Origin of the sequence: Streptomyces sp. ISL-43 (assembly GCF_018614195.1) — a bacterium.
In the GTDB taxonomy this organism is placed as follows: domain Bacteria; phylum Actinomycetota; class Actinomycetes; order Streptomycetales; family Streptomycetaceae; genus Streptomyces.
This window is the reverse complement of record NZ_JAGGOT010000032.1, coordinates 26,762-52,053: the sequence shown is the minus strand read 5'-3', so window position 1 is coordinate 52,053 and position 25,292 is coordinate 26,762. Positions and strand designations below refer to the sequence as shown.

General features: G+C 69.8%; 23 protein-coding genes. 11 read left to right on the top strand and 12 right to left on the bottom strand.

Going from position 1 to position 25,292, the window contains the following annotated elements; all coding sequences use genetic code 11:
• Positions 1 to 7: 7 nt before the first annotated feature.
• A complete protein-coding gene (locus J7F03_RS18760) occupies positions 8 to 1,063 on the bottom strand; it encodes a M4 family metallopeptidase (RefSeq protein ID WP_214950824.1) in 1,056 nt (351 codons plus the stop codon).
• A gap of 375 nt (positions 1,064 to 1,438) precedes the next feature.
• On the opposite strand from J7F03_RS18760, the gene leuA reads away from it, so the two are divergent.
• The 6 genes from leuA to J7F03_RS18730 all read left to right on the top strand — a co-directional run bounded on the left by leuA (position 1,439) and on the right by J7F03_RS18730 (position 8,539).
• Positions 1,439 to 3,202: a 2-isopropylmalate synthase gene (leuA, locus tag J7F03_RS18755; protein WP_214950823.1), complete on the top strand. Its 1,764-nt coding sequence runs from the start codon at positions 1,439 to 1,441 to the stop codon at positions 3,200 to 3,202.
• A 249-nt stretch (positions 3,203 to 3,451) separates the two neighbouring features.
• Positions 3,452 to 4,147: a TerB family tellurite resistance protein gene (locus J7F03_RS18750; protein ID WP_214950822.1), complete on the top strand. Its 696-nt coding sequence runs from the start codon at positions 3,452 to 3,454 to the stop codon at positions 4,145 to 4,147.
• A gap of 623 nt (positions 4,148 to 4,770) precedes the next feature.
• On the top strand, positions 4,771 to 6,300 hold the full coding sequence (locus J7F03_RS18745; protein ID WP_214950821.1) for a nucleobase:cation symporter-2 family protein: 1,530 nt from the start codon (positions 4,771 to 4,773) through the stop codon (positions 6,298 to 6,300).
• A gap of 97 nt (positions 6,301 to 6,397) precedes the next feature.
• The gene (recO, locus tag J7F03_RS18740; protein ID WP_214950820.1) at positions 6,398 to 7,144 is read left to right on the top strand and encodes a DNA repair protein RecO; all 747 of its coding nucleotides are present in this window, start codon (positions 6,398 to 6,400) and stop codon (positions 7,142 to 7,144) included.
• 11 nt (positions 7,145 to 7,155) lie between these two features.
• Entirely contained in the window at positions 7,156 to 7,980 is an 825-nt protein-coding gene (locus tag J7F03_RS18735; protein WP_214950819.1) for an isoprenyl transferase, read from the top strand.
• Positions 7,981 to 8,002: 22 nt separating this feature from the next.
• A complete protein-coding gene (locus tag J7F03_RS18730; protein WP_214950817.1) occupies positions 8,003 to 8,539 on the top strand; it encodes a hypothetical protein in 537 nt (178 codons plus the stop codon).
• A gap of 44 nt (positions 8,540 to 8,583) precedes the next feature.
• Here J7F03_RS18730 and J7F03_RS18725 read toward each other — a convergent pair whose 3' ends face one another.
• From J7F03_RS18725 to J7F03_RS18710, 4 genes are all read right to left on the bottom strand, one after another.
• The gene (locus J7F03_RS18725) at positions 8,584 to 8,994 is read right to left on the bottom strand and encodes a Fur family transcriptional regulator (RefSeq protein WP_214951015.1); all 411 of its coding nucleotides are present in this window, start codon (positions 8,992 to 8,994) and stop codon (positions 8,584 to 8,586) included.
• A gap of 80 nt (positions 8,995 to 9,074) precedes the next feature.
• Positions 9,075 to 9,941 carry a metal ABC transporter permease gene (locus tag J7F03_RS18720; protein WP_214950815.1) on the bottom strand — a complete coding sequence of 289 codons (867 nt, stop codon included), beginning with the start codon at positions 9,939 to 9,941 and terminating at the stop codon, positions 9,075 to 9,077.
• The gene (locus J7F03_RS18715; protein WP_251072130.1) at positions 9,941 to 10,732 is read right to left on the bottom strand and encodes a metal ABC transporter ATP-binding protein; all 792 of its coding nucleotides are present in this window, start codon (positions 10,730 to 10,732) and stop codon (positions 9,941 to 9,943) included. The genes J7F03_RS18720 and J7F03_RS18715 overlap by 1 nt, the downstream gene beginning before the upstream one ends.
• A gap of 32 nt (positions 10,733 to 10,764) precedes the next feature.
• Positions 10,765 to 11,763, bottom strand: coding sequence for a metal ABC transporter substrate-binding protein (locus tag J7F03_RS18710; RefSeq protein WP_214950813.1), 999 nt, complete (start codon positions 11,761 to 11,763; stop codon positions 10,765 to 10,767).
• 157 nt (positions 11,764 to 11,920) lie between these two features.
• On the opposite strand from J7F03_RS18710, the gene J7F03_RS18705 reads away from it, so the two are divergent.
• Positions 11,921 to 13,303 (top strand): glycine--tRNA ligase, encoded by a 1,383-nt coding sequence (locus J7F03_RS18705; protein ID WP_214950811.1) that lies wholly within the window; start codon positions 11,921 to 11,923, stop codon positions 13,301 to 13,303.
• Between the two features lie 70 nt (positions 13,304 to 13,373).
• Here J7F03_RS18705 and J7F03_RS18700 read toward each other — a convergent pair whose 3' ends face one another.
• The 6 genes from J7F03_RS18700 to J7F03_RS18675 all read right to left on the bottom strand — a co-directional run bounded on the left by J7F03_RS18700 (position 13,374) and on the right by J7F03_RS18675 (position 17,314).
• Positions 13,374 to 14,096 (bottom strand): VC0807 family protein, encoded by a 723-nt coding sequence (locus J7F03_RS18700; protein ID WP_214950809.1) that lies wholly within the window; start codon positions 14,094 to 14,096, stop codon positions 13,374 to 13,376.
• A 123-nt stretch (positions 14,097 to 14,219) separates the two neighbouring features.
• On the bottom strand, positions 14,220 to 14,813 hold the full coding sequence (locus tag J7F03_RS18695) for a TetR/AcrR family transcriptional regulator (RefSeq protein WP_214950807.1): 594 nt from the start codon (positions 14,811 to 14,813) through the stop codon (positions 14,220 to 14,222).
• 21 nt (positions 14,814 to 14,834) lie between these two features.
• Positions 14,835 to 15,890: an aldo/keto reductase gene (locus tag J7F03_RS18690; protein ID WP_214950805.1), complete on the bottom strand. Its 1,056-nt coding sequence runs from the start codon at positions 15,888 to 15,890 to the stop codon at positions 14,835 to 14,837.
• A gap of 96 nt (positions 15,891 to 15,986) precedes the next feature.
• Positions 15,987 to 16,415: a MarR family winged helix-turn-helix transcriptional regulator gene (locus J7F03_RS18685; RefSeq protein WP_214950802.1), complete on the bottom strand. Its 429-nt coding sequence runs from the start codon at positions 16,413 to 16,415 to the stop codon at positions 15,987 to 15,989.
• Complete coding sequence (locus J7F03_RS18680) at positions 16,415 to 16,834, bottom strand: SRPBCC family protein (protein ID WP_214950800.1); 420 nt, start codon at positions 16,832 to 16,834, stop codon at positions 16,415 to 16,417. Before J7F03_RS18680 ends, J7F03_RS18685 begins: the two co-directional genes overlap by 1 nt.
• A 102-nt stretch (positions 16,835 to 16,936) precedes the next feature.
• Positions 16,937 to 17,314, bottom strand: coding sequence for a DoxX family protein (locus J7F03_RS18675; protein ID WP_251072129.1), 378 nt, complete (start codon positions 17,312 to 17,314; stop codon positions 16,937 to 16,939).
• Positions 17,315 to 17,371: 57 nt separating this feature from the next.
• On the opposite strand from J7F03_RS18675, the gene J7F03_RS18670 reads away from it, so the two are divergent.
• Both J7F03_RS18670 and J7F03_RS18665 read left to right on the top strand, forming a co-directional pair.
• Entirely contained in the window at positions 17,372 to 17,827 is a 456-nt protein-coding gene (locus J7F03_RS18670) for a MarR family winged helix-turn-helix transcriptional regulator (RefSeq protein WP_214950798.1), read from the top strand.
• 254 nt (positions 17,828 to 18,081) lie between these two features.
• A complete protein-coding gene (locus tag J7F03_RS18665) occupies positions 18,082 to 18,795 on the top strand; it encodes a DUF6215 domain-containing protein (protein WP_214950795.1) in 714 nt (237 codons plus the stop codon).
• A gap of 217 nt (positions 18,796 to 19,012) precedes the next feature.
• On the opposite strand, the gene J7F03_RS18660 is transcribed toward J7F03_RS18665, so the two are convergent.
• Positions 19,013 to 20,485, bottom strand: coding sequence for an MFS transporter (locus J7F03_RS18660; RefSeq protein ID WP_214950793.1), 1,473 nt, complete (start codon positions 20,483 to 20,485; stop codon positions 19,013 to 19,015).
• A 64-nt stretch (positions 20,486 to 20,549) separates the two neighbouring features.
• Here J7F03_RS18660 and dusB point away from each other — a divergent pair, with 64 nt between their 5' ends.
• On the top strand, positions 20,550 to 21,692 hold the full coding sequence (gene dusB / locus J7F03_RS18655) for a tRNA dihydrouridine synthase DusB (protein ID WP_214950791.1): 1,143 nt from the start codon (positions 20,550 to 20,552) through the stop codon (positions 21,690 to 21,692).
• Between the two features lie 375 nt (positions 21,693 to 22,067).
• Positions 22,068 to 24,776 carry a pyruvate, phosphate dikinase gene (ppdK, locus tag J7F03_RS18650; protein ID WP_214950789.1) on the top strand — a complete coding sequence of 903 codons (2,709 nt, stop codon included), beginning with the start codon at positions 22,068 to 22,070 and terminating at the stop codon, positions 24,774 to 24,776.
• Positions 24,777 to 25,292: the final 516 nt, after the last annotated feature.

Below are 25,292 nucleotides of genomic sequence, written 5' to 3'. Positions count from 1 at the left end.
CGGCCTTCTACCCCAACCCGACCGCCGACCACGCCTTCTGCAGCGCCTGGTGTTCCGCGCCGCCCTCCCCGTACCGGGCCACGGCCGCGGTGACCGTCAGGGCGGCGAACTCCGCGAAGTCCGCCTTCGGGCCGAGCTGCCCGCCGGTCAGCGTGTCGTACCAGATCCGCCCGGCCCGCTCCCAGGCCTTGCCGCCGAGCTCGGTCGCCACGATGTAGAAGGCGTGGTTGGGGATGCCGGAGTTGATGTGCACCCCGCCGTTGTCGCGGGAGGTGCGGACGTAGCCGTCCATCGTCGCGGGCTGCGGGTCCTTGCCGAGCTCGTCGTCCTCGTACGCCGTCCCGGGCGCCTTCATCGACCGCAGGGCGGAGCCGCTGTCGACGGACGGACCGAGCAGCCCGGCGCCGATCAGCCAGTCGGCCTCCTCGGCCGTCTGGTCCAGCGAGTACTGCTTGATGAGGGAGCCGAAGACATCGGACATGGACTCGTTGAGCGCGCCGGACTGGCCGAAGTACTCGAGGTCGGCGGTGTACTGGGTGACCCCGTGGGTCAGCTCGTGCCCGATGACGTCCACGGAGACGGTGAAGTCGAGGAAGAGGTCCCCGTCCCCGTCGCCGAAGACCATCTGGCTGCCGTCCCAGAAGGCGTTGTTGTACAGCCGGTCGTAGTGGACGCTGGCGTTCAGCGGCAGGCCGGCGTCGTCGATCGAGTGGCGGCCGAAGGCCTTGAGGTACAGCTCGAAGGTGGCCCCGAGCCCGGCGTAGGCGCGGTTGACGCTGGCGTCCTTGCTCGCCTCCCCGCCCTCGCCGCGGACCTTCTTGCCGGGGAGCCGGGTGTGGTGCTGCGCGTCGTGGATGGTCCGCTCGGGGGTGTCGGGGACCGCGTCCCCCGCGGGCGGGAGGACCGCCATCAGGCGCCGGACGCGGTGGGAGGCGTCCAGTTCGAGGGTGCGCCGCGCGGCGGCCGCGCGGGCGGCGTCCTCGGACCGGGCGATCTTGTCCAGGAGGTGCGGCGGCACCACGGTGCAGAAGGTGGGGTGACTGTGGGCGTGGAAGGCATCCATGCCCGGCAATGTGGCAGCGGGTGACGAGAATGTCACTAGGGGCGACCATGATTCATTCGGTCGTCTTAAAGCGGTCGCATCGCGTTGACGGATCACCCGGACCTCGGGCCGATCTCGCGTGAGCGAACGAGGCTTAGCTCACAAAGGGTGCAAATCGGGCGCAGGGGTCTTGCATACTGAAACAGGTCCCGGATTACGGGGCGGCTCGGTTAGGCTCGGCCCATCATGCGTTTCGGGCTGCTTCTCCTTAGCTGCCGCGGCGAGGGCCTGTAGTCGTAGGCCGACCCCCTCCCCGCGGAGTTTGGTGTTGCGGTTTTGCGACCGTCGTCGGCCGTCCCAGCGAACTACACGCGGACACGCGAGGAGCCCTACGTCATGAGCCAGCACACTTTTGTCGGTCGCCCCACGCCCATCACGAACGCGACCCACACCCAGAAGCCCTCCGGGATGCCGATCCACAAGTACGGCTCGTACGAGCAGGTGGACATCCCCGACCGCACCTGGCCCGAGGCCCGCGTCACCAAGGCGCCCCGCTGGCTGTCCACCGACCTGCGCGACGGCAACCAGTCGCTGATCGACCCGATGACCCCCGCCCGCAAGCGCGAGATGTTCGACCTGCTGGTGCGCATGGGCTACAAGGAGATCGAGGTCGGCTTCCCGTCCTCCGGTGAGACCGACTTCGCCTTCGTGCGCTCCATCATCGAAGAGGGCGCGATCCCGGACGACGTCACCATCTCCGTACTGACCCAGGCCCGCGAGGACCTGATCGAGCGGACCGTGGAGTCGCTGGTCGGCGCCAAGCGCGCCACCGTACACCTGTACAACGCGACCGCCCCGACCTTCCGCCGGGTCGTCTTCCGCGGCTCCAAGGAGCAGATCAAGCAGATCGCCGTCGACGGCACCCGCCTGGTCATGGAGTACGCCGGCAAGCTGCTGGGCCCGGAGACCACCTTCGGCTACCAGTACAGCCCGGAGATCTTCACCGACACCGAGCTGGACTTCGCCCTGGAGGTCTGCGAGGCCGTCTGCGACGTGTGGCAGCCGTCCGAGGGCCGCGAGATCATCCTGAACCTGCCCGCCACCGTGGAGCGCTCGACGCCCTCCACGCACGCGGACCGCTTCGAGTGGATGGCCCGCAACCTGACCCGCCGCGAGCACATCTGCATCTCCGTGCACCCGCACAACGACCGCGGCACGGCCGTGGCCGCCGCCGAACTGGCCCTGATGGCCGGCGCCGACCGCATCGAGGGCTGCCTGTTCGGCCAGGGCGAGCGCACCGGCAACGTCGACCTGATCACGCTGGGCATGAACCTGTTCTCGCAGGGCATCGACCCGCAGATCGACTTCTCGCAGATCGACGAGATCCGTCGTACGAGCGAGTACTGCAACCAGATGGAAGTACATCCGCGCCACCCCTACGCGGGCGATCTGGTCTACACCGCCTTCTCCGGCTCCCACCAGGACGCCATCAAGAAGGGCTTCGACGCCATGGAGGCCGACGCGGCCGCCGCCGGCAAGACCGTCGACGACATCGAGTGGGCGGTCCCGTACCTGCCCATCGACCCCAAGGACGTCGGCCGCTCCTACGAGGCGGTCATCCGGGTCAACTCGCAGTCCGGCAAGGGCGGCATCGCGTACGTCCTGAAGAACGACCACAAGCTGGACCTGCCGCGCCGCATGCAGATCGAGTTCTCGCGGATCATCCAGGCCAAGACCGACTCCGAGGGCGGCGAGGTCACCCCGAAGGCGATCTGGGACGTCTTCCAGGACGAGTACCTGCCCAACCCGGAGAACCCGTGGGGCCGCATCCAGCTGCGTTCCGGTCAGACCACCACCGACAAGGACGGCACGGACACGCTGACCGTCGAGGCGGTCGTGGACGGCGTGGACACCGTGCTGAACGGCACCGGCAACGGCCCGATCTCGGCCTTCTTCGACGCGCTGGCCGGCATCGGCATCGACGCCCGCCTGCTGGACTACACCGAGCACACGATGAGCGAGGGCGCCTCCGCCGTCGCCGCCTCGTACATCGAGTGCGCGATCGACGGCCGCGTCCTGTGGGGCATCGGCATCGACGCCAACACCACCCGCGCCTCCCTGAAGGCGGTCATCTCCGCCGTCAACCGCGCGGGCCGCTGAACCCCGTCCGGCTGATCCCTGTCCGGCTGATCCCTGCCGTACATGCGCTTCGTGACCCCGTCCCTCCTCCCGGAGGGGCGGGGTCACGCCGTTTTCGCCCGCCTTCGCACCGCTTCCCGGCAGGGGCGCAGATCGGCCAAGTACGGGGCCCGGCGGATGTTGTCTTGTCACACGCCTGACGCATCCTCATCGATGTGGCTAACATCACGCCAACCCGGCGATGCTGCCGGAAGGTTACGGAGGTGCGACGTGCTGCCAGTTCGGGGTGGGGACGGCCGGAAGCTGACGGTCTGGGGCATCCGCACCACCTGGAGCACCGTGGGGGACGGGGAGTTCTTCTGCCCTGACTGCGGTGGGGACCGCAATTACCGCCGGCGCACCGGGCGCCGCCGGTTCACCGTCCTCGGGGTGCCGCTGCTGCCGCGCGGGCAGGCGGGCCCCGTCGTCGAATGCCAGGGCTGCCGCGAGCGCTTCGCCACCGAGGTCCTGGACCACCTCACCACCACCCGCTTCACCGCTCTGCTGCGCGACGCCGTGCACACGGTGACGCTGGCCGTGCTGGCCGCCGGCGGGACGGTGTCGCGCAGCGCGCTGGAGGCCGCCGTGGGCGCCGTACGGTCGGCCGGGTTCCAGGACTGCACGGAGGAGCAGCTGGAGTCCCTCGTGGAGGCGCTGGCCACCGACGAGGGGCGGCTCGGGCTCTACGACGGCCCGGACTGCTGCGGCGCCGCGCTCTCGATCGAGCTGCACGAGGTCCTGGAACCACTGGCTTCACACCTGGCCGCCCCCGGGCGCGAATCGATTCTGCTGCAGGGCGCGCGCGTGGCGCTGGCGGACGGCCCGTACATCCCCGCGGAGCGCGAGGTGCTCGCGACGGTGGGCGCGGCGCTGCGGATCGACACGGACGAGGTGGCACGGCTGCTGTCGGCGGTCCGGGCCCCGTAGGGGACCACCGAGCCGCGTTCGTTCGAAGATGCCTCGTGTCTCAGGGCGAGCCGCGACCTGGCCGTTTCGGCCAGGCCGGCCGTTTCACATGCCGTCGCCGCCCCCGGGATGGGATAAAACGGCACATTTCGAGGTAACGATCCAGCCTCGCACCCTCGATTTCGAGCCTTTCGCGCTCCGTTTGAACCGTGGAGCCGTGCCATCCGTGTGTGATGAGTCCACCAGGTGGACGGTCGGAGGAGCGCCTTCTCGTTTGCGCCGCCGAACCCCCGCGAAGCGTTAACCCGCACGTCATCCCGTAGGGCCTTCGCGTTCGCGCAGCGGGAACCGGTCATTCTGTGAACCGTTGGCCATAGCTGACCCCGACGTGCTCCGCCACTGGTGAAACCTCCAGATCGAGCACTCTCGCGCCTCAACACTTTGTGGAAGTCGACGATATCTGTGAGCGGCCCCACAGGCGTTCAATTCCGGTCACACGACGAGACGCCGGCGGTAACACCGCGGGGCTTCGATTCACGTGAACGCACTGACAACCCTGGCGGACCAACGGGTTAGCGACCCACTCCGGCCAGGGATAACCAGATTCCTCTCAGGTACCTACCTCATTGAAGGGCAAGGCAGAGATGGCACGTGTCGCCGCACCGCTTTCCGCCAACGGAGAGCAGAGCACGCACCCGGTCGACGAGGTGCTCCCCCTCCCCAAGCTCGCGCTGTACGGCTTCCAGCACGTACTCGCGTTCTACGCCGGTGCGGTGATCGTTCCGATCATCGTCGGTGGCGCCCTCGGGCTCACCACCGAGCAGCTGGTCTACCTGATCAACGCCGACCTCTTCACCTGCGGTATCGCCTCGATCATCCAGGCGTGGGGCATCGGCCGGATCGGCGCGCGGCTGCCTCTGATCCAGGGCGTCACCTTCACCGCGGTGTCCCCGATGATCGCCATCGGTCTCGGAGCGGGCGGCGGTACGGCGGGCCTGCTCGTCATCTACGGCGCGGTCATCACGGCCGGCATCGCCACCTTCGCCTTCGCCTGGCTGCCTCCCAAGGCCTTCCGTACGGTCATGAGGCTCTTCCCGCCGGTCGTCACCGGCACGGTGATCACCGTCCTCGGCATCGTGCTGATCCCCGTCGGTCTCAACGACGCCGCGGGCGGCGTCGGCAGCCCCGACTTCGGCGACCCCAAGCACTTCGCCTACGCCGGCGGCACGATGCTCTTCATCCTCGTCCTGATGAAGCTCGGCAAGCCCTTCCTCAACAGCATCTCCATCCTGCTCGGCCTGGTCGGCGGCACCGTCGTCGCCTTCCTGCTCGGCGACGCCAAGTTCGGCGACGTGAGCAACTCGGACTGGATCGGCATCACCACCCCGTTCCACTACGGAGCCCCGAAGTTCGCGTGGTTCCCGATCCTGCTGATGCTCATCGTCATGCTGATCACCATGGTCGAGACCACCGGTGACACGTACGCCGTCGGCGACATCGTCGGCAAGGAGATCGACAGCGAGACCGTGGCCCGCGCCCTGCGCGCCGACGGGGCCGCGACCGCGCTGGGCGGCGTCCTCAACTCCTTCCCGTACGTGGCCTTCGCCGAGAACGTCGGCCTGGTCCGCATGACCAAGGTCAAGAGCCGCTTCGTCGTGGTCGCCGCGGGCGTCTTCATGATCGTGCTGGGGCTGATCCCGAAGGCCGCCGCGATCGTCGCCGCGGTCCCGCACGGAGTGCTCGGCGGCGCGGCGACGGTGATGTTCGCCATGGTGGCCCTGGCCGGTATCCAGACCCTGGCCAAGGTCGACCTCAAGGAGGAGAAGAACGCGCTGGTCGTGGGCGTCTCCCTGGCCTTCGCCCTGCTCCCGGCCACCGTCCCGGTGCTCTTCAAGGACCACATGGACACGGACCTCTCCTCGCTCCTCAACAGCGGTGTGACGCTGGGCGCCACGGCCGCGATCGTCCTCAACCTGATCTTCAACGGCCTGGGCAAGGACGACGCGCACAGCGCCCCGCAGGCCGCCGCCCCGGAAGCCGCCGCCGCGGAGGCCGCCGCCCCCGAGGCCGCCGCCCCGGAGGTCGCCGCCCCGGCGGTGGACGACGAGGACACGGCAGCCATACCGGCCCAGTCGGCCGAGGGCGAGCACGCCGCCCCGACGCCGTCCGCCTGATCCTCCCAAGGGGTGTCCCCCGCCGGGCTCGCGCCCGGCGGGGGCCGCTGCCGTTCCGGGAGGCCGTCCTGTCAGCGGGGTACGGGACAATGGGGCCATGAGCCTGTTCCGCGACGACGGCATCGTGCTGCGCACCCAGAAGCTGGGTGAGGCGGACCGCATCATCACGCTGCTCACCCGGGGCCACGGCCGGGTCCGGGCCGTCGCCCGCGGTGTCCGGCGTACGAAGTCCAAGTTCGGCGCCGGGCTGGAACCTTTCTCCCACGCCGACGTGCAGTTCTTCGCGCGCGGCAACGAGTTGATCGGCCGCAGCCTGCCGCTCTGCACGCAGACCCAGATCATCGCCCCGTACGGCAACGGCATCGTCACCGACTACGCCCGCTACACCGCCGGCACCGCGATGCTGGAGACCGCCGAGCGGTTCACCGACCACGAGGGCGAGCCCGCCGTGCAGCAGTACCTGCTGCTCGTCGGCGCGCTGCGCACCCTCTCGCGCGGCGAACACGCGCCCAACCTCATCCTCGACGCCTTCCTGCTGCGCTCGCTGGCCGTCAACGGCTACGCGCCCAGCTTCGACGACTGCGCGAAGTGCGGGATCCACGGCCCCAACCGGCACTTCTCCGTCGGCGCCGGCGGGGTCATATGCGGCGACTGCCGCGTCCCCGGCAGCGTCGTACCCTCGTCGGAGGCCATCGCCCTGCTCAGCGCGCTGCTGACGGGCGACTGGGGGCATGCCGACGCGTGCGAGGCGCGTCACGTGCGGGAGGGCAGCGGGCTGGTCTCCGCCTACTTGCACTGGCATCTGGAGCGCGGGCTACGCTCCCTTCGATACGTCGAGAAATAGGAGCTGGGCACATGGCACGACGCGGGATTCTGGGACGCTCTCGCCGCGAGTACAAGGTTCCCGAGCCGCACCCGTCCGGTGAGCGTCCGCCGAAGATCCCCGGCGAGCTCGTCCCGAACCACGTCGCGGTCGTCATGGACGGCAACGGCCGCTGGGCCAAGGAGCGCGGACTGCCGCGGACCGAGGGCCACAAGGTGGGCGAGGGTGTCGTACTCGACGTGCTCAAGGGCTGCCTGGAGATGGGCGTCAAGAACCTCTCCCTCTATGCCTTCTCGACGGAGAACTGGAAGCGCTCGCCCGACGAGGTGCGCTTCCTCATGAACTTCAACCGCGACGTCATCCGGCGCCGGCGCGACGAGATGAACGAGCTGGGCATCCGCATCCGCTGGGTCGGCCGCATGCCGAAGATGTGGAAGTCGGTCGTCCAGGAGCTGCAGGTCGCGCAGGAGCAGACCGTCGACAACGACGCGATGACCCTGTACTTCTGCGTCAACTACGGCGGCCGCGCCGAGATCGCGGACGCGGCGCAGGCGATCGCGCGCGACGTGGCGGCCGGCCGGCTCGACCCGTCGAAGGTCAACGAGAAGACCTTCGCGAAGTACATGTACTACCCGGACATGCCGGACGTGGACCTCTTCCTGCGGCCGAGCGGCGAACAGCGCACCTCCAACTACCTGCTCTGGCAGAGCGCGTACGCCGAGATGGTCTTCCAGGACGTCCTGTGGCCGGACTTCGACCGCCGCAACCTCTGGGCGGCCTGCTACGAGTACGCCCAGCGGGACCGCCGCTTCGGCGGGGCCGTCCCGAACCAGGGGGAGCCGGGCGCCTCGGCCTGAGCGTCCCCTACGCTCCAGTTTCATGAACACGAGTGGGGATCACGCACAGCGGACGGAGCAGGCCGTATTCGCCTACCGGCCGACGCTCGACGACCTTCGGGGGGCCGTCCGGGCCCGCGCCCGGCGGACCGGAGCGGGCCGGGCGGAGACGGTCCTGCTCCCGCTGATGACGACCCTCCTCGTGGTGGCGTTCGGCCTGTTCCGCGGGTTCCTGCCGATCGTCGTCGTGATCAGCGCGGTGGTGGGCCTGGGCGCCGGGCTCATCGGTGTCGTACGGGGTCGACGCGGCATGGCGCGCCGGCTCCACAGCGTGATGGCGCAGTACGGGCAGTGCCGCACGGTGGTCGACGAGCGGGGCGCCGCGACCACGGGCGAGAGCATGTCGTACACGACCGACTGGAAGCTCTTCACGGATTACGTCGAGACACCGGAACTCTTCGTCTTGGTCGGAGGCCCGCGCGCGAGCTGCCTCGCGGCACTGCCGAAGCGGGGAGCCCAGGAGCCCGCCGACATCGACCGCACGCGCGCGATCCTCGACCGGAACCTGCGCAAGCTCTGAAGGTTGTTGCAGAATGCCCCTGACCGAGGCTTCTGCAACAACCTTTAGGCGGCGGCCGCCGCGCAGTCGGAGCAGGTGCCGAAGATTTCCACCGTGTGGGCGACGTTCACGAATCCGTGCTCGGCCGCGATGGCGTCCGCCCACTTCTCCACCGCCGGGCCTTCCACCTCGACCGCCTTGCCGCACTTGCGGCAGACCAGGTGGTGGTGGTGCTCCCCGGTGGAGCAGCGCCGGTAGACGGACTCGCCGTCGCTGGTACGCAGGACGTCCACCTCGCCGGCGTCCGCGAGGGACTGCAGGGTGCGGTAGACGGTCGTCAGGCCCACGGAGTCGCCGCGGTGCTTGAGCATGTCGTGGAGTTCCTGGGCACTGCGGAACTCGTCCACCTCGTCCAGCGCCGCCGCGACGGCGGCCCGCTGCCGGGTGGATCGTCCTCGTACTGGCGCGGTATTCATCTCGCCAGGCGCAGTCGCCACCGGTTCCTCCTCGTTTCGGTCTCGGCCCATTGTGCCAGGCGGCCGTGGGCCTCAGGCCTTCAGACTTCCACGCCTTCCCGCGTGCAGACTTCCTCGGTGGCGCGGGCGGCCTTCGCCCGGCGCCGGGCCAGCGGGGTCGACACGGCCGTCATGACCATGAAGACGGCGATGGCGAGCAGCACGATCGTGCCGCCGGACGGCGCGTCGATGTAGTACGTGGCCGCCGTGCCGGAGAGCGAGACCAGTACGCCGATCACCATGGCCACCGACAAGGTGGCGGTGAAGCCCCGGGTGACGCGCTGTGCGGCGGCGACGGGGATCACCATCATGGCGCTGACCAGCAGCAGGCCGACGATGCGCATCGCGACGGTGACGGTGACGGCGGCGGTGACCGCCATCAGCAGGTTCAGGAAGCGCACCGGCAGGCCGGTGACCCGGGCGAACTCCTCGTCCTGGCAGACCGCGAACAGCTGACGGCGCAGCCCCAGGGTGACGGCGACGACGAACAGGGCGAGGATCACCACGGCGGTGATGTCCTCGGCCGAGACGGTGGTGATGGAGCCGAAGAGGTAGCTGGTCAGATTGGCCGTGGAGCCGCCCGGAGCCAGGTTGATGATCATGACGCCGCCGGCCAGGCCGCCGTAGAAGAGCATGGCGAGCGCGATGTCCCCGCTGGTCTTGCCGCGGGAGCGGATCAGCTCCATGCCGACCGCGCCGATGACGGCGACGAGCGTGGCCATCCACACCGGGCTCGTGTTGAGCAGGAAGCCGAGCGCGACACCGGTCATGGCCACGTGCCCGATGCCGTCGCCCATGACGGCCTGGCGGCGCTGCACGAGGTACGTGCCGATCGCGGGGGCCGTGATGCCGACCAGGGCGGCCGCGATCAGCGCGCGCTGCATGAAGGCGTAGTCGAGGAGGTCCATCAGCTCAGCAGTCCCGTCCGCAGGGGCTCGGCGTCGTGCGCCGCGTGGGGGTGTACGTGGTCGTGGCCGGGCAGCGCGTGCTGGCCCACGGCCTCCGGGGGCGGGCCGTCGTGCGTGACGCAGCCGTCGCGCAGGACGACGGCGCGGTCGATGAGCGGCTCCAGCGGACCCAGTTCGTGCAGGACGAGCAGCACGGTGGTGCCGGCGGCGACCTGGGTGCGCAGGGCATTCGCGAGGACCTCCTGGTTGGCCAGGTCCACGCCCGCCATCGGCTCGTCCATGATCAGCAGCTCCGGCTCGACGGCGAGCGCGCGGGCGATGAGCACCCGCTGGTGCTGGCCGCCGGAGAGGGCGTTCACGGAGGCGCCGGCGTAGAAGCCCATGTCGACCAGGTCCAGAGCCCGCTCGACGGCGGCCTTGTCGGCCTTGCGCAGGAACCCGAACCGGGTGCGCGCGAGCCGGCCGGCGGAGACGACCTCGCGGACGGTGGCGGGGACCCCGCTGGCGGCGGTGGTGCGCTGGGGGACGTACCCGATGCGCGACCAGTCGCGGAAACGCTTGAAATCGGTGCCGAAGAGCGACAGAGCGCCGTCGCTCAGCGGGACCTGGCCGACCACGGCGCGTACCGCCGTGGACTTGCCGGAGCCGTTGGCGCCGAGCAGGGCGACGACCTCGCCGCGGCGGACGGTCAGGTCGACGCCGCGCAGCACGGGGCGCGAGCCGAGCGAGGCCGTGGCCCCGCGCAGGGATATGACGGGCTGGTCCGACACCTGCTCGGGCTTGGACTCCATGGCTCGCGCCTCCGTTGCTGCTACTGCTGCCATTACTTGTTGCCGAGTGCCTTCTGGAGGTTCTTCAGGTTGGCCCGCATGACCTCGAAGTAGTCAGCGCCCTGGGACTTGTCCGTGATTCCCTCGAGGGGGTCCAGGACGTCGGTCTTCAGGCCGGTGTCGGTCGCGAGGGTCTTGGCCGTCTTGTCGCTGGCCAGCGTCTCGAAGAACACCGTCGTCACATTGTCCTTTTTCGCGATGGTCTGGAGCTCCTTCATCCGGGCCGGGCTCGGCTCGGACTCGGGGTCGACGCCGGAGATGCCCTCCTGGTCGAGGCCGTAGCGCTCGGCGAGGTAGCCGAAGGCGGAGTGGGTGGTGATGAAGGTCTTGGAGGCCGTGTTCTTCAGGCCGTCCTTGAACTCGGTGTCGAGCGCGCCCAGCTTGGCGACCAGCTCGCCGGTGTTCTTCTCGTAGTCCGCCGCGTGGTCGGGGTCGGCCTTCTCCAGGGCCGCGCCGACGCCCTTGGCGATCTCCGCGTACTTGACGGGGTCGAGCCAGACGTGGGGGTCCTCGCCGGCTTCGCCGTGGCTGTGGTCGTGGTCGTGGCCGTCAGCGGCGCCCTCGGCGGGGTGGCCTTCCTCGGCCGTGTGGTCGTGGTCGTGGCCGGAGGTGCCGTGCGCCTCCAGCTTGGTGAGGGTGGCGGCGTCGACGATGTTCTTCACGCCGGACTGGGCGACGGCCTTGTCGACGGCGGGCTGCAGCGTCTTGAGGTAGAGGACGACGTCCGACTCGGCGAGCTGCGCGGTCTGCTTCGGGGTGATCTCCAGGTCGTGCGGCTCCACGCCCGGCTTGGTGAGGGTGTCGACCTTCACGTGGTCCTTGCCGATCTGCTCGGCGAGGAACTGCATCGGATAGAACGACGCCGTCACGTCGAGTCTGCCGTCCTTGCCGCCGGCGGCTCCGGCGGCGCCCGAGCAGGCGGTGAGGGCCGTGGCGGCGAGGGCAACGGCTCCGGCGAGGGTGGCGGTGGGTATGAGGCGTCGTACGTTCATGACATCCATTTTCATCAAAGATGGAAACGATTGTCAAAAACGCTGGTGAAGTGGGGTGCGGAGCGCCCGTGGACGGGGGTCCCGATTTGAAAGGGAGGGTGCGGGCGCCGGTAACCTTGAGGCTTCGCCGTTCGTCCTCGTAAATGAAGAGAGCACCGTGGCCGCCGACAAGATCGAAACCATCGTCAGCCTGAGCAAGCGCCGTGGCTTCGTTTTCCCGTGCAGTGACATCTACGGCGGCTCTCGGGCTGCCTGGGATTACGGTCCGCTCGGTGTCGAGCTCAAGGAGAACATCAAGCGCCAGTGGTGGAAGGCGATGGTCACCGGGCGTGAGGACGTCGTCGGCCTCGACTCCTCCGTGATCCTGGCCCCCGAGGTCTGGGTGGCGTCGGGTCACGTCGGCACCTTCTCGGACCCGCTGACGGAGTGCACCTCCTGTCACAAGCGCCACCGCGCCGACCACCTGGAAGAGGCGTACGAGGCCAAGCACGGCCGCACGCCCGCCAACGGTCTCGCCGACATCAACTGCCCCAACTGCGGCGTGAAGGGCCAGTTCACCGAGCCCAAGCAGTTCTCCGGCATGCTGGAGACCCACCTCGGCCCGACCCAGGACACCGGCTCCAAGGCGTACCTGCGCCCCGAGACGGCCCAGGGCATCTTCACCAACTTCGCCCACGTGCAGACCACCTCGCGCAAGAAGCCCCCGTTCGGCATCGCGCAGATGGGCAAGTCCTTCCGCAACGAGATCACGCCCGGCAACTTCATCTTCCGCACCCGCGAGTTCGAGCAGATGGAGATGGAGTTCTTCGTCAAGCCGGGCGAGGACGAGCAGTGGCAGGAGTACTGGATGCAGGAGCGGTGGAACTGGTACCGCGACCTCGGCATCCGCGAGGAGAACATCCGCTGGTACGACCACCCGAAGGAGAAGCTGTCCCACTACTCGAAGCGCACCGCCGACATCGAGTACCGCTTCAACTTCGGTGGCAATGAGTTCTCCGAGCTCGAGGGCGTGGCCAACCGCACCGACTTCGACCTCAAGGCCCACTCCGCCGCCTCCGGCCAGGACTTGGTGTACTTCGACCAGGAGTCCAAGGAGAAGTACACCCCGTACGTCATCGAGCCGGCGGCCGGTGTCAACCGCGCCATGCTCGCCTTCATGCTCGACGCGTACAACGAGGACGAGGCCCCCAACGCCAAGGGCGTCATGGAGAAGCGCACCGTGATGCGCCTCGACCCGCGCCTGGCCCCGATCAAGGTCGCCGTCCTGCCGCTGTCCCGCAACGCGCAGCTGTCGCCGAAGGCCAAGGGCCTCGCCGCCGACCTGCGCAAGTACTGGAACATCGAGTTCGACGACGCGGGCGCCATCGGCCGCCGCTACCGCCGTCAGGACGAGATCGGTACGCCGTTCTGCGTCACCGTCGACTTCGACACCCTCGACGACAACGCGGTGACCGTGCGCGAGCGCGACACCATGAAGCAGGAGCGCGTCTCCCTGGACCAGATCCAGAGCTACCTCGGCAGCCGCCTGCTCGGCTGCTAGCTTCCCGCGGCGAGAACGGCAGTGGCCCGGTGCGTATCGCGCACCGGGCCACTGCCGTCTGCCGCGCCGACTACGCCGGTGCGGCGGTGCCCTCGGCGGTGGCGGCCGCCAGGGCCGCGGCCCTGGCCTGGCCCTCGGCCTGGGTCCGCTTCGAGAACCTGATGGTCCAGAAGATCAGCGAGAGCAGGAAGCCGTAGATCAGGACGGGGCTGACCACGACCATCTGGTCGACGGTCAGCTGGTACGCCAGCACGACGCGCAGCAATGCCTCCACCAGGTACGCGACGCCCCAGACGGTGGTCATCCGTCGCATCGCCCTGCGGAAGTCGGGGTACTGCCAGAGCCCGTTGAAGTACGCCACGCCCTCCTTCGTCCCGTCCGTGCCGAACTTCCGGCCGAAGTAGAACATCAGCGGCCGGGGAGCGAACAGGGTGGCGATGCAGAGCAGGCCGAACAGACCCGTCACCCCCGAGTCCTTGATGAGCAGGGCGCGCGCCGAGTGCGCGCCGATCAGCGTGACGAGGGCGGTGATCACCAGGAAGACCAGGGTGACCACGGCGAATTCGTCGATCTTGCGTCGCCAGGCGAGGTGGACAATGGAGTCGACCACCGGCCAGACGCCGCTGACCAGCAGCGCGGCGAACTCGCTCCAGCCCCGGTCGGTGAGCATGTTGTACGTGAGGATGGGTGCGACCACGTTGAACCCGATGGTCAGGATCCAGCCGATCGCGGCGGCGGCTCCGGACCGGGCCGGTGGCCCGGACTGTGCTGCCGGTACTTCCTGAGCGGACAATGTTCCCCCTGGAACAGACCTGATGACGTGCGGTAAGGGGAACGTAGGAACGCGACAGGGGTGCGGCAAGGGCGTGGCGCCCAAAATGATGATCAAGAAGTCCGGAGTGGCCGATTCCGGACGTCAGGCGCGCAGACCCCGGATGACCAGGGCAGAGACCGCCTCGAACTCCGCGGTGATGTTCGGCAGCAGCCAGTCCGCGGCGTACTGCGGATCGTGGAAGCGGCCGGTGGCATCGAACACCGCACGGGCGGCGGCCGGTACGTCGGCCGCGCTGAGCGATCCCTCCACGACGCCCTCGCCGATGATCCGGGAGAGTTGTTCGATCAGCTGTGTCAGATGGTGGTCGACCACACCGCTGTTCTCGGCGAGCAGCACCGTGTACGTCGCGAACAGTTCCGGGTCGTCACCCGCCTTGTGGCGCTTGGACTCGAACAGCGCCTCCAGCCACGACTCCAGCTTCGAGGGGGCCGGCTCGGCGGGCGCCGAGGCGATCTCCTCCAGCATGCTCACGTTCTTGGCGAGCCAGCGGTCCGTGACGGCCTCGCGCAGCGCCGCCTTCGACGGGAAGTGCCGGTACACGCTGCCGTGACTCACGCCCAGGGCCCGCGCCACGTCCACCACGGTCGCCTTGGTCGGACCGAAGCGGCGCAGCACCTCCTCGGTGATTTCGAGGATGCGCTCGGGAGTGAGGGGCTCGGCAGCTGCGGGTGGCATGAGTACGACCGTACAGCCGGATCAGTGCTCGCTGTCCAGGTGGGCCATCTGCGCCGCCGGATACCGCTCGCCCGCCGCGGCCCCGGCGGGGACCGCCTCCTCGATGGCGGCGCGGTCGGCGGGGGTCAGCACTATCTCCATGGCACCCAGCGCCTCCGCGAGCCGGTCGCGGCGGCGGGCGCCCACCAGCGGCACGATGTCCCCGCCGCGCGAGAGCACCCAGGCGATGGCGGTCTGGGCGACGCTGACGCCCTTGTCGTCGGCGACCTTGCGCAGGGCGTCGACCAGGTCGAGGTTCCGGTCGAGGTTGTCTCCCTGGAAGCGCGGGCTCATCCCGCGGAAGTCGCCCGGGGCGAGAGCCCGTCCGCGGGTGAAGTGCCCGCTGATCAGGCCGCGGGACAGCACTCCGTACGCCGTGATACCTATGCCGAGCTCGCGGGCGGTCGGCAGGATCTCCTGCTCGATGCCGCGCGAGATCAGGGAGTACTCGATCTGGAGGTCGGCGATCGGGGCCACGGCGGCTGCCCGGCGCAGGGTGTCCGCGCCGACTTCGGAGAGCCCGATGTGCCGGACGTGCCCGGCCTCCACGGCTTCGGCGATGGCGCCGACGGTCTCCTCGATCGGGACGTCCGGGTCCACGCGGGCGATGCGGTAGACGTCGATGTGATCCCGGCCGAGCCGTTGGAGCGAGTAGGCCAGGAAGTTCTTGACGGCCTCCGGCCGCCCGTCGTAACCGGTGAAGCCGCCCTCGACCGTGCGCAGGGCGCCGAACTTCACGCTGGTCAGCGCCTGATCGCGGGCCGCGGCGGGCGCGGTGCGCAGGGCTTCGTTGATGAGGAGCTCGTTGTGCCCCATGCCGTAGAAGTCGCCGGTGTCGAGAAGGGTGACGCCGGCGTCGAGGGCCGCGTGGATGGTGGCGATGGACTCGGCGCGGTCGGCCTCGCCGTAGAGGGCGGACATCCCCATGCATCCCAGACCCAGCGGGAAGACCGAGGGGCCGGTGGTGCCGAGGGCGCGCTTCGAGTGGGTCGGGGTCGTCGGGTGGGTCGTCGCGTAGGTGCTCTCGTTCGTCGTCATGGAACGAGAATGGCATGACGGGTGACAGATTTCAATATCTGTCACCCGTCAGTGTGGGGAGGTGTGCCGCGGGGCCGGCGTCATCGGGGAGCGGGTTCAGGACTCCGGGTGCGCCAGCCGGCTCAGCAGGGTGATCGCGTCCTCGCGCGGGACCGGCCGGAAGAACTCCGTATCGACCGCTTCGACGGCGGCGATCGCCCGCGGCGCCAGCTCGGCCCCGGCCTCGGTGACCCGTAGCCGCTTGGCGCGCGTGTCCGCCGGGTCGACCTCGCGCGCGAGCAGCCCCTTCTGCTCCAGGGTCCGCACCACCTGCGACGTCATCTTCACGTCGGTGCCGGCCTGGCGCGCCAGCGCCTGTTGGTTGGGGTGCTCGCCCTGGTTGTTGAGCCACCAGGCGCAGGCGAGCAGGACGAACTGCACGTGGGTCAGACCCAGGGGGCCCAGCGCCGCGGCGATGCCGCGCTGCCAGCGCAGGGTGGCGTGCCAGAGCAGGAGCCCGGGGCTTTCGCCCGGAGTCAGGGCCATCAGGTCCGAGCCGCCGTCCGGACCAGCGCGGCCATGGTCTCGGGCCAGTCGGCGGTGATGGCCGGGCCGATCTGCGGGCCGGCCTCGGCGGCGCCCTCGCCGCTGATCTCCATCCGGTACGCCACGCGGCTGCGGTCCGCGCCGAGCCGGTCGATCCGGTGGGTGGTCCGCAGGACCAGTCCGTCGAAGCGCGCCTCGTCGACGAACATCTCGCCCTCGGTCGCCTCGGCGACGAGCAGTTCCACCGGGTCCTGGCCGGCCGGGGTCATGGTGATCTCCGCGCCCGCCGCGAAGGCGCCCCGGAGCTCGATCTTCTCGATGTCGGCGTTCCAGGTGCCCCAGCCCTCGACGTCGGCCCACAGGGCCCAGATCGCCTTGGGCGTGGCGGCGGTTTCGACGCTGTGCTCGTACTCCCACATGGCTGCCTCCTGGTGGACGTTCTCAGATGTTCTTCGCGAAGACTATCTGCGCGAAGAGTAACCGTCCAGGAGGTCGGGGCCGCAGGTCGCGGGGGAGGGTCGTCAGGACGTCGCGCGCAGTACCAGCGCGCCTATCGCGACCAGGGTCAGGACGGCCGCGGGGGCGAGCTCGTAGTTCTTCGCGCGCAGGTGGGCGATGGCCGCGCCGATGAAGTAGAGCGAAACGCCGATGGCGGCGGCGATGCCCAACGGCGTCAGCCACAGGCCCGCGACCAGGCCGATCGCGCCCGCCGCCTTGAGGCCGGCCAGGCGCGGCAGCCAGGAGTCCGGAACTCCGAGGTTCTGCATGCTCGCCGTGACCGCCGGGTTGCGTCGGAGCGTGAGGGTGGCGGAGGCGGTGAGGGTGAGGGCGAGCAGGGCGGCGACGACGGCGTAGGCGATGAACATGATGAACTCCAACAGTCGGTGGTGGTAAATCATTGAATATCATCAACGATCGATAGAGTGCAATCATTTCCACGTTGTTACGATGTGGCCATGACGGCGCCTCAGGACTCCCCGCACCCTCCGCAGCGGCTGGGCCTGCTGCTGGCCTGGCACGGATCGGTCACCCAGACCCGCATGAAGAAGGCGCTCAGCGCGGCCGGACTCACCCCGCGCCACGCGATGACCCTGATGCACCTGGCCGGCGGCCCCATCGGCCAGCGCGCCCTCGCCGAGCGGCTGGAAGTGGACCCGAGCGTGCTCGTCGGGATCCTCAACGACCTCGAGGGCGGCGGGCTCGCCGAGCGCCGCCGGGACCCGGCCGACCGGCGGCGTCACAACGTCGCCATCACCGACGCCGGGACGGACGTCCTGACCAGGACCAACGCGGCTCTCGACGCGGTCGAGCTCGGACTGTTCGCGGGGCTGTCGGGGCAGGACCGGGACGTGCTGCGGGGGCTGCTGGCGCGGATCGATTCGCACGGCGACGACCTCGACTGCGCGGAGTAGCCCGCGCGGCGGTACGGGGATACGAGGCCCTGGCCCGGCGGGGCACGACCGGTGGGCAGGGTGGCGGCCCGGCCTTCCGGTGGGCCCGGACGGGAGCTCCGTGGCGGGCGCGACCGGTGCGGCTCGGTGCGGCTTGGCGCGGCTTGGGAGCAGGCCCGTCCGGCACTGGGGCGACGGCCTCATTCCTTGTCCGCCTGATGATCACGGGTTAAGGTCCCCGGGCACGCATCGGGGGATCACAGCAGGTGGGGGATATGGCCGACGATTTCGACGCACGCAACAAGGGTGTGGCCGCGGTGGGGCAGGCCATTACGGCCGTGGCGTTGGTGGGGGCACTCGGTATCGGTTTCTGGACGCTCGCGCAGTCGTCGTCCGCCACCAGTACGCCGCCGCGGCCCGCTACCTGCTCGGGCGGGGAGCCCGACAAGACGCAGGCGCAGTCCGGGGACGCGCCCCCGCGCGCCTCCGGGGCCCAGCTGTGCACGGCGCTGCACCGTCCCGACCTCGCGGAACTGCTGGGCACACCCGGGGAGATCGCGAAGAGCGCCGGCGGCAGCGCCGGCTCCGTCAAGGTCGCCGGGGGCAAGGAGATCACCAGTTCCTCGGCCAGGGTCGAGCTCGGGACCTACACGGTGACGCTGCGGGCCGACTACGACCTCCTTCCCGTGGCCACGACCGCCGCCCTTCTGGGAGACGGCGCGCCCGGCCGGACGGTTCTGGGCCGCCCGGCGGTCCTCTACTCGGACCGCACGATCAGCATCGGCTTCCGCCTCGACGGGAGCGACAGCCACAGCCGTCCCGGCGTCCCGGCCCGCGTCCTCGTCGTGGCCCAGGACGCGCAGGACAGCGGCGGCTCCTTGTCGATGGCCCTGTGGCGTACGGACGGCCTGGTGCCGGACGACGCGGCGCTGCTCCGCGTCGCCGAGACGGTGCTGCCGACGCTCCCGGGATGGTCCGCCGCGGGGTGACGGCGGTCGGCGGCGCTTGCCGCTGGGGCGGGTCGGGCCGCCGGGCTGTGCCGCTGCGCGGGCTCGTCCCCGCCCCGCCCTTCCCCCGTCCCCCGGGCTGCGCCGGACCCCCCGGACCTCCCGGACCCCCGGGCTGCGCCCCGCCCCCCCCGCCTCCGATACAGGCCGGCAGGGCACGCCTCCGCCGGCCCCCGCCCGCGCCTCCGGTCGCGCCCGGTCACGCCCCCGGGGGTGCCTTCGTGGTGCGGGGTGTGGGCGGGGGCAGGGGTTGGGGACCGGCCAAGGAGAGGGACTTCGCCGTGCGGAGGGCCGTGGTGTGGGCCCAGGGGCCGCTCGTGGCCAGGCCTACCAGCAGGACCAGTACGCCGCAGGCCGTGATGATCCACCAGCCGGGGCGGGCCGCCGTGACGAAGTCGGACGGGGTGGCGGTCATGCCGGCGGCCAGGACCGCGCCGACGATCGCCACGCCCAGGGTGCCGCCGGTCTGGCGGCTGGTGGAGGCCACCGCCGCGGCCACGCCCGCCTGGGCGCGCGGCATGCCGGAGACGGCGGTGTTGGTGATCGGGGCGTTGACCATGCCGAAGCCGAGTCCGAAGAGCACGTACCCGGCGAAGAGGAGCGGGTCCGAGGACTCCGCCGAGAACGCGGCGAAGAGCAGGCCGCTCGCCGCCATGCCCACCCCCGCGACCACGAGCGGCAGCCGTGGGCCGCGGGTGCCGACAAGCCGGCCCGACAGCGGGGCGCAGAGGAAGGCCAGGGCCGCCATGGGCAGCATGTACAGGCCGGCGTCCAGGGCGTCGAGGCCCCGTACGTCCTGGAGGTACAGGGTGTTCAGGAACAGGAACCCGGACAGCGCGGCGAAGGCGCTGACCGCGATCACCGTGGCCCCGCTGAAGGGGGCGCTGCGGAAGAACCGCGGGTCGATCAGGGGCTCCGCCCGCCTGGGCTCGTACACCAGCAGCCCGGCCAGGGAGGCGACGGCGAGCGCCGCGCAGCCGAGGATCAGCGGGGAGCTCGGGCCGGCGGCCGGGGCCTCGATGATCCCGTAGGTGACGGAGCCCAGCAGAGCCATGACCAGCAGCTGCCCGACGGGGTCGGGGCGGCGCGGGTGGTCGGCCCGCGACTCGGGGACGTAGCGCAGGGTCAGGAGGAGGGCGAGCGCTCCGACGGGGAGGTTGACCCAGAAGATGGACCGCCAGCCGACGGAGTCGACGAGCAGGCCGCCGATCAGCGGGCCCGCGGCCATGGAGATGCCGACGACCGCACCCCAGGCGCCGATGGCGCGGGCGCGCTCGCGCGGGTCGGTGAAGGTGTTGGTGATGATCGACATGGCGACCGGGTTGAGCATCGAGCCGCCCACCGCCTGGACCATCCGGAAGGCGACGAGCCACTCCAGGCTCGGCGCGAGCGAGCAGAGCAGCGAGCCGAGGGTGAAGACGATGAGGCCAACGGTGAAGACCTTGCGGCGACCGATCCGGTCCGCCGTGGAGCCGGCCAGCATCAGGAGCGAGGCCAGGACCAGCGTGTAGGCGTCGATCGTCCACTGCATCCCGGCCACCGAGGCGTCCAGGTCGCGCCGCATGGAGGGGAGGGCCACGTTCAGGACGGTGTTGTCGAGACTGACGATGAGCAGGCTCATGCAGCAGATCGCCAGGACGAGCAGACGCCTCCTGGGGCTCACGTCGCGCATGGTGCCGATAGTACGTCTAACTAAAGAAATATGACCCACGGCGCGGCTGCGCGACAATGGGGGGATGACCACGCTCCCTCCGCCTCTCGCGATCGGCCCGCACACCGTGCAGCCCCCGGTGGTGCTCGCGCCCATGGCCGGCATCACCAATGCCCCGTTCCGAACCCTGTGCCGCGAGTTCTCGGGCGGCAAGGGGCTGTTCGTGAGCGAGATGATCACGACCCGTGCCCTGGTCGAGCGCAACGAGAAGACCATGCATCTGATCCACTTCGACGAGACCGAGAAGCCTCGCTCGATCCAGCTGTACGGGGTGGACCCGGTGACGGTCGGCAAGGCGGTCCGCATGATCGTCGAGGAGGACCGCGCCGACCACATCGACCTCAACTTCGGCTGCCCGGTCCCCAAGGTGACCCGCAAGGGCGGCGGCTCGGCCCTCCCGTACAAGCGCAACCTGCTGCGCGCGATCCTGCGCGAGGCCGTCGCGGGCGCGGGCGACCTGCCGGTGACGATGAAGATGCGCAAGGGCATCAACGACGACCACCTCACCTACCTCGACGCCGGCCGGATCGCCGTCGAGGAGGGCGTCACCGCCATAGCCCTGCACGGCCGCACCACCGCCCAGCACTACGGGGGCACCGCCGACTGGGACGCCATCGCGCGGCTCAAGGAGCATGTGCCGGAGATCCCGGTGCTCGGCAACGGCGACATCTGGTGTGCCGAGGACGCGCTGCGCATGGTCCGCGAGACCGGCTGCGACGGCGTGGTCGTGGGGCGCGGCTGCCTGGGGCGGCCGTGGCTGTTCAACGACCTGGTCGCGGCCTTCGAGGGGCGCCCCGAGGACTTCCACAAGCCCACGCTGCGGGAGGTCGCGCGCACCATGCTCCGGCACGCCGAGCTGCTGGGGGAGTGGATCGGCGACGAGGCGCGCGGGGTGATCGACTTCCGTAAGCACGTGGCCTGGTACACCAAGGGCTTCTCGGTGGGGTCGGAGATGCGCCAGAAGCTCGCCGTCACCTCCTCCCTGGCCGAGCTGGACGCTCATCTGAGCGAGCTGGATTTGGATCAGCCCTGGCCGGAGAGTGCGGACGGACCGCGCGGCCGGACGTCCGGAAACAACCGGGTTGTCCTGCCCGAGGGCTGGTTGAAGGATCCTTACGACTGTGCGGGCGTGAGTGAGGAAGCCGAACTGGACACGTCCGGAGGCTGAGGATTCACTGGCAAAACGCGTCAGCTGTGGCGTGACATACGCCACGCATGGGTGAGGTTTCGCTCAGATGAGCGCAATGGTCACGGGTAAGACTTTCAAAGGGTGGCACTGGGTGCCACCCTTTGTGCGTTCAAGTGTTGAACGCAAATGTATCGATGATCGCTCATCCGAGCGGGTTTAAGCCTCAGTGGGCCTCTCATCCTTCGGGATGTGAAGGCTCTTCGTATGTTCTGGCTACTCGCCAGTTACTTTCGATCTGGGGGCGGGTGGATGGTTACGGGCGCATGACCGCCAAGTGGACGTACCCATAAGCCTTCGATCTGGGTATGTTCCTGGCCGTCAGGGCAGCCACCGAGCCTCGAGGAGTCGAGACCCGTGTCGGAAAACAAAGATCAGAAGTTCGTCTACGACTTCACGGAGGGCAACCGCGACCTCAAGGACCTTCTCGGTGGCAAGGGTGCCAACCTCGCCGAGATGACCAACCTGGGTCTGCCGGTCCCTCCCGGCTTCACCATCACCACCGAGGCCTGCAAGGTCTACCTCGACAGCGGCGAGGCCCCGGCCGAGCTGCGCGAGGAGGTCAGCGCGCACCTCGCCGCCCTCGAGGCGAAGATGGGCAAGAAGCTCGGCCAGTCGGACGACCCGCTCCTGGTCTCCGTGCGTTCCGGTGCCAAGTTCTCGATGCCGGGCATGATGGACACGGTCCTCAACATCGGCCTCTCCGATGTGTCCGTCACCGGGCTCGCCACCCAGGCCGGCAACGAGCGCTTCGCGTGGGATTCGTACCGCCGCCTCATCCAGATGTTCGGCAAGACCGTCCTCGATGTGGACGGCGAGCTGTTCGAGGAAGCCCTCGACGAGGCCAAGGCCGCCAAGAAGGTCACCGTCGACACCGACCTCGACGCCGCCGACCTGAAGAAGCTGGTCACCCGCTTCAAGAAGATCGTCGCCAAGCAGGCCGGCCGCGAGTTCCCGCAGGACGCCCGCGAGCAGCTGGACCTCGCCGTCGAAGCGGTCTTCAACTCCTGGAACACCGACCGCGCCAAGCTCTACCGCCGCCAGGAGCGCATCCCGAGCGACCTGGGCACCGCGGTCAACATCTGCTCCATGGTCTTCGGCAACCTCGGCCCCGACTCCGGCACCGGCGTCGCCTTCACCCGCGACCCGGCCAGCGGCCACGCGGGCGTCTACGGCGACTACCTCCAGAACGCCCAGGGCGAGGACGTGGTCGCGGGCATCCGCAACACCGTCCCGCTGGCGGACCTGGAGTCGATCGACAAGACCTCCTACGACCAGCTCATGACGATCATGACGACGCTGGAGACCCACTACAAGGATCTCTGCGACATCGAGTTCACCATCGAGCGCGGCCAGCTGTGGATGCTCCAGACCCGCGTCGGCAAGCGCACCGCGGGCGCCGCCTTCCGCATCGCCACCCAGCTCGTGGACCAGGGCCTGATCGACGAGGCCGAGGCCCTGCAGCGCGTCAACGGCGCCCAGCTCGCGCAGCTGATGTTCCCGCGCTTCGACGAGGACGCCAAGACCACGCTGCTCGGCCGCGGCATCGCCGCCTCCCCGGGCGCGGCCGTCGGCAAGGCCGTCTTCGACTCCTACACGGCCGTCAAGTGGTCCCGCTCCGGCGAGAAGGTCATCCTGATCCGCCGCGAGACCAACCCCGACGACCTGGACGGCATGATCGCCTCCGAGGGCATCCTGACCTCGCGCGGCGGCAAGACCTCGCACGCCGCCGTCGTCGCCCGCGGCATGGGCAAGACCTGCGTCTGCGGCGCCGAGGACCTTGAGGTCGACACCAAGCGCCGCCGCATGACGGTCGGCGGGACGGTCGTCGAAGAGGGCGACGTCGTCTCCATCGACGGCTCCACCGGCAAGGTCTACCTCGGCGAGGTACCCGTCGTACCGTCTCCGGTCGTCGAGTACTTCGAGGGCCGCATGCACGCCGGCGCCGACGACGCCGACGAGCTCGTCGCCGCCGTGCACCGGATCATGGCCTACGCCGACCGCGTACGCCGCCTGCGCGTGCGCGCCAACGCCGACAACGCCGAGGACGCGCTGCGCGCCCGCCGCTTCGGCGCCCAGGGCATCGGCCTGTGCCGCACCGAGCACATGTTCCTCGGCGAGCGCCGCGAGCTGGTCGAGCACCTGATCCTCGCGGACACCGACAAGGAGCGTGAGACGGCACTGAGTGCCCTCCTGCCGCTCCAGAAGAAGGACTTCGTCGAGCTGTTCGAGGCGATGGACGGCCTGCCCGTCACCGTCCGCCTGCTCGACCCGCCGCTGCACGAGTTCCTGCCCGACATCACCGAGCTGTCGGTGCGCGTCGCCCTCGCCGAGTCCCGCAAGGACGCCAACGAGAACGACCTGCGCCTGCTCCAGGCCGTGCACAAGCTGCACGAGCAGAACCCGATGCTGGGTCTGCGCGGTGTCCGTCTCGGCCTGGTCATCCCCGGCCTGTTCGCCATGCAGGTCCGGGCGATCGCCGAGGCCGCGGCCGAGCGCAAGAACGCCAAGGGCGACCCGCGCGCCGAGATCATGGTCCCGCTCGTGGGCACCGTCCAGGAGCTGGAGATCGTCCGCGAGGAAGCCGACCAGGTCATCGCCGAGGTGGAGGCCGCCACCGGCACCAGCCTCAAGCTGACCATCGGCACCATGATCGAGCTGCCGCGCGCCGCCCTCACGGCCGGCCAGATCGCCGAGGCCGCGCAGTTCTTCTCCTTCGGCACGAACGACCTGACCCAGACGGTGTGGGGCTTCTCCCGCGACGACGTCGAGGCCAGCTTCTTCACCGCCTACCTGGAGAAGGGCATCTTCGGGGTCTCGCCCTTCGAGACCATCGACCGCGAGGGCGTCGGCTCGCTGGTCCGCAGCGCCGTCGAGGCCGGCCGGGCCACCCGCCCCGACCTCAAGCTCGGTGTCTGCGGAGAGCACGGCGGTGACCCGGAGTCCGTCCACTTCTTCCACGAAGTCGGCCTCGACTACGTCTCCTGCTCGCCGTTCCGGATTCCGGTCGCGCGCCTGGAGGCCGGCCGCGCCGCCGCCGAGGCGAAGGGCAGCGACAGCCGCTGACCGCCCCCAGGCCCCCGGTTCGGGGGGGCCCACTTGGACCGCGCCTGCCCCCGGGTTCCCTGACACCCGGCGGCAGGCGCGCCTATTTCCCGGGCGCCGCCAGCCTTCCGCGCGTTCCGCTTTCCGTGCCTTCCGGCGTTCCGGGTTCGGCGTTCCCCGGCCGTTCGGTCTCGGCCGATCGGCCGTTCCGGCCGTTCCCTGCCGGGCAATATTCGTTCAATGTTGTTCCAAAGGCCTTAACGGCAACAGGCGGTGGACGGATCCCCACCCGTCCACCGCCTGTCGCCAATCCGCCGGACACGTCGGCGCTTCCCGGTGCGACCGACCGCCAGGCCCCGCAAAGCCCCCCACGGCCTTCGCGGAGCGTTTCGGTCGCGCCGGAGTGTGCCCGGCGGAGTACAGGATTTCGGTTGTCACGCCCCCGCCGAAAGGGGTTTCAACTGTGGCTGAAAGGCCATGGTGACCACGTGTGACGGCGTGCATACTCATGGGGCGGGGGGATTGCGGTTGCACAGG